At 51.3% G+C, this 394-nt stretch carries 1 pseudogene; it reads right to left on the reverse strand.

The features are described 5' to 3' along the window. Positions 1-394: pseudogene (locus tag CVN76_RS02095) on the reverse strand (UDP-N-acetylglucosamine 1-carboxyvinyltransferase); the annotation flags it as partial.

Below are 394 nucleotides of genomic sequence, written 5' to 3' on the forward strand. Positions count from 1 at the left end.
AAGCTGAACGGGCCCATCGATGATGCCTGCCCGTCCCTCGACCTTAATCTTTGCATTCATGCGGCGCAATTCATCGATATGCTTGAAGCGCGCCCCGTATATCGTATCGGTCACCATGCTGGAGCCGCTCGCTTTTGTCAAAAGGGACGTGAACGGCTGCTGGAGATCCGTCGGGAATCCTGGATATACCAGCGTCTTGATATCAACCGCTTTATATTTTTCACCCGGTGAGACGAATATCTGGTCGTCGCCAGCTTCAATGTTTATACCCATCTCCCTCATTTTGGCTGTCAATGACTCCAAATGCTGGGGAATGACATTATCGATCAAGATGCCTTCACCGACAGCAGCTGCCAAGATCATGAAGGTCCCTGCCTCAATCCGGTCTGGTATG

The sequence above is a fragment of the Bacillus sp. mrc49 genome, assembly GCF_002803435.1.